The organism is Streptomyces sp. BK239, assembly GCF_004217285.1.
Classification (GTDB): Bacteria; Actinomycetota; Actinomycetes; order Streptomycetales; family Streptomycetaceae; genus Streptomyces.
In genome coordinates this window covers 244225-251804 of record NZ_SHKS01000009.1, presented here as the reverse complement: position 1 = coordinate 251804, position 7580 = coordinate 244225, and the positions used below count along the sequence as shown (strand labels likewise).

Annotated in this window: 5 protein-coding genes; 1 reads left to right on the top strand and 4 read right to left on the bottom strand. The window is 71.2% G+C overall.

The genetic code is table 11. The features are described 5' to 3' along the window. From EV567_RS25200 to EV567_RS25185, 4 genes are all read right to left on the bottom strand, one after another. Window positions 1–2129 (bottom strand): AMP-binding protein (locus tag EV567_RS25200; protein WP_165430479.1); only part of this gene is annotated, 2129 nt, incomplete at its 3' end. Continuing rightward, window positions 2126–3106 (bottom strand): 2,3-diaminopropionate biosynthesis protein SbnA, encoded by a 981-nt coding sequence (gene sbnA, locus EV567_RS25195; protein ID WP_130443909.1) that lies wholly within the window; start codon window positions 3104–3106, stop codon window positions 2126–2128. The genes sbnA and EV567_RS25200, both read right to left, overlap by 4 nt. A 21-nt stretch (window positions 3107–3127) precedes the next feature. After that, a complete protein-coding gene (locus tag EV567_RS25190; protein ID WP_130443907.1) occupies window positions 3128–3931 on the bottom strand; it encodes an ABC transporter permease in 804 nt (267 codons plus the stop codon). After that, complete coding sequence (locus tag EV567_RS25185) at window positions 3928–4914, bottom strand: ATP-binding cassette domain-containing protein (protein WP_242620996.1); 987 nt, start codon at window positions 4912–4914, stop codon at window positions 3928–3930. Before EV567_RS25185 ends, EV567_RS25190 begins: the two co-directional genes overlap by 4 nt. A gap of 373 nt (window positions 4915–5287) precedes the next feature. Between EV567_RS25185 and EV567_RS25180 the strand changes: the two genes are divergently transcribed. Then, a complete protein-coding gene (locus EV567_RS25180; RefSeq protein ID WP_130443903.1) occupies window positions 5288–7540 on the top strand; it encodes an MMPL family transporter in 2253 nt (750 codons plus the stop codon). Window positions 7541–7580 lie beyond the last annotated feature (40 nt).

The following is a 7580-nucleotide window of genomic DNA, read 5'->3' as shown; positions in this document are numbered from 1 at the left end:
GGGAGTCCGTTGTTCCAGGCGTCGAGGGCGGCGCGCAGGAGGGAGGGGACGACTTCGAGGACGGTGACGTGGTGGGTGGTGATGCGGCCGAAGAGTTCTTGGGGGTCGGCGGCGGTGTGGCGGTCGACGACGAGGAGGCGTGCGCCGGTGATGAGGGGGGCGAGCATCTGCCAGACGGAGATGTCGAAGGTGACGGGTGCGTTGTGGATGACGACGTCGTCTGCGGTGAGGTTCAGGTCGTCGGTTTTGGCGAGGAGGTGGTTGACCATGCCGGCGCGGTGGACCATGGCGCCTTTGGGGCGGCCGGTGGAGCCGGAGGTGAAGATGATGTAGGCGAGGTCGTCGGCGTCTCCGGCCGGTGGGGCGAGTTCGGTGTCGTGGCTGCCGTTCCAGGTGACGACGGGTGGGGTGCTGGAGGCGGCGTCGAGCAGTTGTGCGGCGGTGTGGTCGAGTGCGGGGCCGGTGTAGAGGGCGTCGGGTCGGGAGTCGTCCAGGAGTGAGGCTGTGCGGGTGAGGGGTGCGCGCAGGTCGAGGGGGATCCAGGCGGCTCCGGCGCCCAGGATGGCCAGGATGCCGGTGACGAAGGGGATGCCGGGCTCGCACAGCATGGCCACCCGTGAGCCGGGGCCCACCCCGGCCGCGACCAGACGACGACTCAACGCCGAGGCCAGACCCACCAGTTCACCGTACGAAACAGAACCCTGCGGATCCTGGACAGCGGTCCTCTCGGGATCGCCGGCAGCCACTGCCCTGACACGCTCCACCACCCCGGTGTAGGCCGTCTCGATCGCGGTGGCGCCCCAGCCCGCCCGCACCGCCGCCGACTCCTCCGGCAGCAGGACGTCGAGCTGGTCGACGCGCGCGTCGGGTCCCGCCTCGGCGAGCGTCCCCAGCCAGGCGAACAACCGGCGCTGGTGCAGGTCCAGTTCCTCGGGCGTGTAACGCGAGGGGTTGGCGTCGAGGCGGACCGCGTACCCCTCCTCGGCCGCGTCGAGATAGATGATCTGCATGTCCTCGACCGGGCCGGTCGACAGGTTGTGCAGCAGACCGGTGCACGCGCCGAACGCGTAGTCGAAGCCCGACTCCAGGACGTTGACGGTCGGGCCGAGCGAGCGGCCCGCGTCCCCGGCGAAGCCGAGGTCGCGGCGGATCCGGTCGCCCCGGTAGTTCTGGTGCCGCAGCGTGGCGCGCAGCTCGCCAGCGCTGTCGCGCAGGAAGTCCGCGACCGTACGGCCGGGCAGCACCCGCACCGGGTGCGGCACGAAGTTGGCGCGCATCCCCGGGACCGCGCGGGCGGCCGCCGTGGCCCGGGCCGGCACCGCGAGGGTGAGCAGGGCGCGGTCCACGCCGGCGGCCCGCTGCACGTACGCGCCGGTCGCGGCGATCAGCAGCGTCTGCCAGGTGACGCGGGCGTCCCAGGCCAGCGACCGCAGCCGCTCGACCGTCGCGGCGGGCAGCACGGCCTCGCACCGCAGCGAGCTGCGGGCGGGGCCGCCGGGGCGCTGCGAGAGGCTCACCGGCTCCGGCTGCTCCTCGAAGCGGCCGCGCCAGAAGGCCTGCTCCTTCAGGTACTTGGGCGTCCCGGCGTAGGCGGCCTCGTCGTCGGTGAGCGTGCGCGGGTCGGGGAACGCGCCCTCGGCCTCCGGGTCCGCGTACAGCGCGGCGAGCCGGTTGTAGATGAGGACGCGGCTGAACCCGTCGACCAGGATGTGGTTGACCCGGATGTAGAACAGCAGGTGCTCCGGGCCGAGCCGCAGCAGGACCGACCGCAGCGTGCCCGCGGTCAGGTCCGGCGGCACCAGCAGGTCCTGCCGCATGAACGCCTCGGCGGCGTCACGCGGCCGCGGCTTTCCGGACAGGTCGAGGGTCTCGACGGGGAAGTCCCCGGCGTCGGCCAGCTCCTGGAGCGGCTCGCCGTCGCGCTCGGTGAACAGGGCGCGGAGGGCGCCGGCCTCCCGCAGCACCCCCTGCCACGCGGCCGTGAACCGGGCGGTGTCCAGGGGGCCGCGCAGTTCCAGGAAGTCGCCCATGGTGAAGACGGGGTTGCCCGGGTCGGCCTGCTGCCCGTACCACATCTCGCGCTGAGCGGCGGAGAGCGGCAGCTGCCGGGCGGGAGGTGTGGAGGTCATGACTGCGTCGCTCCCGTGGGAAGTTCGGTCGGTTCGATGCCGTACACCTCGCGCACCCAGCTCGGCTGGTAGACGGTGTCCAGATAGCGCTCGCCGAGGTCCGGGGCGATCGCGACCGCCGTTCCGTTCCCGCTGGGACGGTTGTCGGCGAGCCAGCGCAGCGCACCGCTCACCACGGTCCCGGTGGAGCCGCCGAACAGGAATCCGCCGCGGGCCAGGGCGTGGCAGGCGGTCACGGTGTCGGCCTCGGGGACGTGCACCACGTCGTCGATGAACGAGGTGTCGAGGAGCGCGGGGCGCACGCCCGCACCGAGTCCGGGGATCATGCGCGGACCGGCCGGCCCGCCGAAGGTGACGGAGCCGACGCTGTCGACCGCGACGACGGTCACCGGCCGCGGCAGCTCCTTGAAGTAGCGGGCGCAGCCCATCAGCGTGCCGGTGGTGCCGCTGCCGATGAACAGCAGCTCCAGATCCGGGAACTGCTTTTCGATCTGCGGGGCCGTGGTGCGGTAGTGAGCCCGCCAGTTGTCGGGGTTGGCGTGCTGGTTCAGCCACACGACCCGCGGGTCGCCGGCGAGCAGTGTCCGGACGTACGCCAGTCGGGCCGCCAGGAACCCGCCCTCCTCGGCCGGCTCCGTGACGGTGTGCACCTCGCTGCCGAGCGCCTCGATGAGCTTGCGCGTCGCGATGTTGGTCCGCGAGTCGACCACGCAGATGAAGTGGTAGCCCTTGGCCGCGGCGATCACGCTGAGCGCGACCCCCAGGTTGCCGGAGGACGACTCCACCAGCGTCGAGCCCTTGGTGAGCGCCCCGCTGCGCTCGGCCGCCTCGATCATGCTCGCGGCGGCCTTGAGCTTGATGGAACCGGCGAAGTTGAAGCCCTCACATTTGAGGTGCAGTGGGTATCCGTACAACGTCCGGAGATCGACGTAGAGATCTTCGGTGTTGAATTCGTGCGGAGCCGATATGACCGGCATGATTCCCCCAGAAAGACAAGGCTATCGCGTTGCCGAAATGCGGTACACGCGCAGGCTGAGAGGTATGAGAACGGCGACGAGCAATCCGATGCTGATCGCCGATACGAGCACCGCGTTCTCCACCGGGAAACTTCCCGACGTGACGGGTCCGGTGTTCCCCCACAATTGCCGGCAGGCCTCGGAGACCGCGCTGACCGGATTCCACTCGGCGACGGTCCGCAGCCAGCCGGGAAGTCCGGTGAGCGGCATGAACGAGCTGGAGAGGAAGGAGAACAGGACCAGGAGCAGGGCGGCGACCCCGCTGATCGCCTCCAGGTTGCGCATCACCATGCCGAGGAGCGCGCCGACCCAGAGCATGGCGTAGGCGAAGCCGAGCAGCAGCAGGAAACCGGCGGCGTTCTCGACGAACGAGCCGTGCACCCGCCAGCCGACGGCGAGACCGGTCACCGCGACCAGCGCGATGCTCAGGGCCGCGGCGGCGAGGTCGGCGAGCGTGTGGCTGACCAGGACGGTGGCCCGGCCCATCGGCAGCGAACGGAACCGGTCGATCAGCCCCTTGCCGAGGTCGCCGGCCACACCGATCGCGGTGATGGCGATGCAGGAGAGTCCGACCTGGGCGAAGACCCCGGCCATGATGTACTCGCGGTAGCTGCCGCCGGTGTTCTTCACCTCGACGACGGTCGCGAACAGGTAGCCCAGGATCACCACCATCGCGACGGGCGTGAGCGCCACGCCGATGATCTTCTCCGGGGTGCGCCGCAGATGGCGCAGGTGCCGGCCGGTGAGGGCCGCGACGTCACCGCCGTGGGCGAGCACCGAACTCATAGGGACGCCTCCGCCTTCGCTGCGTCGGGGTGCGGGGCCGGCGCGCCCGTGGGCTCGCCGGTCAGATGGAAGAACACGTCGTCGAGCGAGGGGCGCCGCAGCGCGAACTCCTCGACGACGACGTCCGCGTACTCGAGCGCCGTCGCGGCGGACGCCAACGCGCCCATGCCGTCCGGCAGTTGGACGTGGACGGTGCGTTGCCGCTCGTCCAGCTGCGGCGGGCTCACCGCGAGCGGCGCCAGCACGGCGGCGGCCTGCGCGAGCGCCGAGGCCTCGGCGACGGCCACCTCCAGGCGCTCGCCCCCGACCTTCCGCTTCAGCTCGTCGGAGGTGCCCTCGGCGATCACCCGGCCCCGGTCGACGACCAGGATCCGGTCCGCGAGGAAGTCCGCCTCCTCCAGGTACTGCGTGGTCAGCAGGACGGTGACGCCCTGGTCGACCTGGTCCCGCACCATCCGCCACAGCGTGGCTCGGCTGGCCGGATCGAGGCCGGTGGTGGGCTCGTCGAGGAAGAGCACCTCGGGCGAGGCGATCAGACTGGCGGCCAGGTCCAGGCGGCGCCGCATACCGCCCGAGTACGCCTTGGCGGGCTTGTCGGCGGCGGCCTCCAGCTCGAACCGCGCCAGCAGTTCGGCGGCCCGGACGGCGGCGCCCTTGCGGCCGAGCCGCAGCAGCCGGCCGAGCAGCACGAGGTTCTCACGCCCGGTCAGCAGCTCGTCGACGGCGGCGTACTGGCCGGCGAGACCGATCCGGCGGCGCACCTCGCGCCGCTGCCGCACGATGTCGAAGCCCGCGACGCGAGCCGTGCCGGCATCGGGTTCGAGCAGGGTGGCGAGCGTACGGACCGTGGTGGTCTTGCCCGCTCCGTTGGGCCCGAGCAGGCCGAGCACGGTGCCCGCCTCGACCGACAGGTCCACGCCGTCCAGGGCGCGGTGGCCGCCGTACTGCTTCGTCAGGCCGGCCGCCTCGATCGCGATGTTCACGGAATTCCCCCTTTCACGCCTCAGGTGAATTGGTTGGCTGGTTGTGTACTGGGGATCGAATCGGTGATGTGGGTAAATGCAGGGCGGGGTTCCGACTGAATGGATGACGGCCGGCGGACGCATCGCGGTCCACGCCGTCCGGACAACTCCCGACGAGAAGGAACCTAACCGGCGCGATGGCCGGATCACGCCGCTCCAGCTGGCCACAGGCTGCCGCTGCAACATGCTGCAGACCCCGTCGCAGGCCGGCTGGCAGGATGCTGCAGCGGCATTCAACTGCCAAAAACAGAAGGAAGGAGAAAGGCTGCGGATATCTACAGTGAGAGACGTCGCTCATCAAGGGTCCCCCGCTGACGTCCCACTGGGAGAGGTAATGGCAAGGCAACGAAATCTGGCGGCTTCGCTGGGCGCCTGGAGCGCCCGGCACCGCAAGACCGCACTTTTCGGATGGCTCTTCGCCGTCATCGCGCTCACGGTCCTCGGCGGCATGGCGGGGCAGCAGAGCCTGACCGAGGCCGACTACGGCACCGGGGAGTCGGGACGCGCCGCCCGCGTCCTCGTCGACGCCGGCATCAAGACCCCGGCGCCCGAGATGGTCCTCGTCCACAGCGGCGACCTCACCGCCGCCGACCCCGAGTTCAAGAAGGCCGTCGCCGACGCCATCACCGCCGTGGACGGCACCGGCCTCGCACAGAACATCGGCGACCCGTACAAGACCGGCGCGGTCTCCGAGGACAAGCACGACGCGCTGATCCAGTTCGCGGTCAAGGGCGACCCGGACACGGCCGCCGACCGCATCCAGCCCGTCGTCGACGCGTTGGCGAAGGCCGACGAGGCCCACCCCGCCGTCACCCTCGGCCAGTACGGCGCCGCCAGCGGCCTCAAGGGCATCAACGACTCCCTCGGCGAGGACTTCACCCGCGCCGAGTACACCGCCGTGCCCGTCGCCCTCGGCATCCTGCTCGTCGTGTTCGGCGCGCTCCTCGCCGCCGTCCTGCCGCTGGTCCTCGCCATCACCGCGTGCGTCGCCGCCATGGGCCTGCTCGCGCTCTCCAGCCAGCTCGTCCCGGTCGACGCCATGACCAACTCGGTGCTGCTCCTGATGGGCCTCGCCGTCGGCGTCGACTACTGCCTCTTCTACATCCGCCGCGAGCGCGAGGAGCGCGCCGCCGGCCGCGACAAGGAGAGCGCGCTGCGCATCGCCGCCGCGACCTCAGGCCGCTCGGTGCTGATCTCCGGCATCACGGTGGCCGTCGCCATGGCCGGCATGTTCCTCTCCGGTCTCACGGTCTTCGAGGGCTTCGCCATCGCCACCATCGAGGTCGTCCTCATCGCGGTGCTCGGCTCCATGACGGTGCTGCCGGCCGTGATGGCGATGCTCGGCGACAAGATCGACGCCGGCCGGATCCCGGGCCTGCGCCGCAAGGCCGTCGTCCGCACCGCGGGCGAGAAGCCGGGCCGGCTGCTCGGCGCGGTCCTGAAGGCGCCCGCCGTCTTCGCCGTCCTCGGCGTCGTGTTCCTCCTCGCCCTCGCCTCGCCGGCGCTGTCCATGAAGACCGAGAAGCTCGGCTTCGACCAGCTGCTGCCCGCCGACAACGTCACCGCCGAGACCGCCCGGCGGATCGAGAACGTCTTCCCCGGCGCCCCGGCGCCGGCCCAGATCGTCTTCAAGACCGCCGACGTCACCTCCCCCGGGGCCACCTCCGCCATCGCCGGCTTCAAGCAGCGCGCCCTCGCCTCCGGCCACGTCAAGAACCCCGTCGAGGTCAGCGTCCACAAGGACGAGGACATCGCGGTGATCAGCGCGCCGCTCGCCGGCGACGGCCGCAACGCCACCTCCGTCCGCGCCCTGGAGGCGCTCCGCGCCGACATCATCCCCGCCACCCTGACCAAGGACGCGGCGGACCAGGCGCTGGTCGGCGGCGACCTCGCCTTCTCGACCGACTACAACGACCAGCTCAAGTCGTCGATCGTGCCCGTCTTCGCCTTCGTGATGGGCGTCAGCTTCCTGCTGATGCTGCTCTGCTTCCGCTCCCCGGTCATCGCCACCACCTCGATCGTCCTCAACCTCCTGTCCGTGCTCGCCGCCTACGGCGTGATGACCGCGGTCTTCCAGAAGGGCTGGGGCGACGAACTGGTCGGCACGACAGCCGTCGGCGCCATCGAGTCCTGGATGCCGCTCTTCGTCTTCGTCGTCCTCTTCGGCCTGTCGATGGACTACCACGTCTTCGTGGTCTCCCGGATCCGCGAGGCCTACGACCAGGGCGTCGGCAACCGCGCCGCCGTCGCCCACGGCATCCGCTCCACCGCCGGCGTCGTCACCAGCGCCGGACTCATCATGGTCGCCGTCTTCGCGGTCTTCGGCACCCTGTCCATGCAGGACTTCAAGCAGCTCGGCGTCGGCCTCGCCGTCGCGGTCCTGCTCGACGCCACCCTCGTGCGCGCCGTCCTGCTGCCCGCCGTCATGGCCCTGCTCGGCCGGTCCAACTGGTGGCTGCCCTCCTGGCTGAAGTGGCTCCCCGAGCTCTCGCACGGCGAGGAGGCGCCGGCCCCGGCCCCGAAGCACGCCGCGTCCTCCGCGCACCGGCAGACCGCGTCGGACGAGCACACCCTCGCCGGCCGCTGAGCCGGGCGAGCACACCCTCGCGGGCCGCCGAGCGACGGCG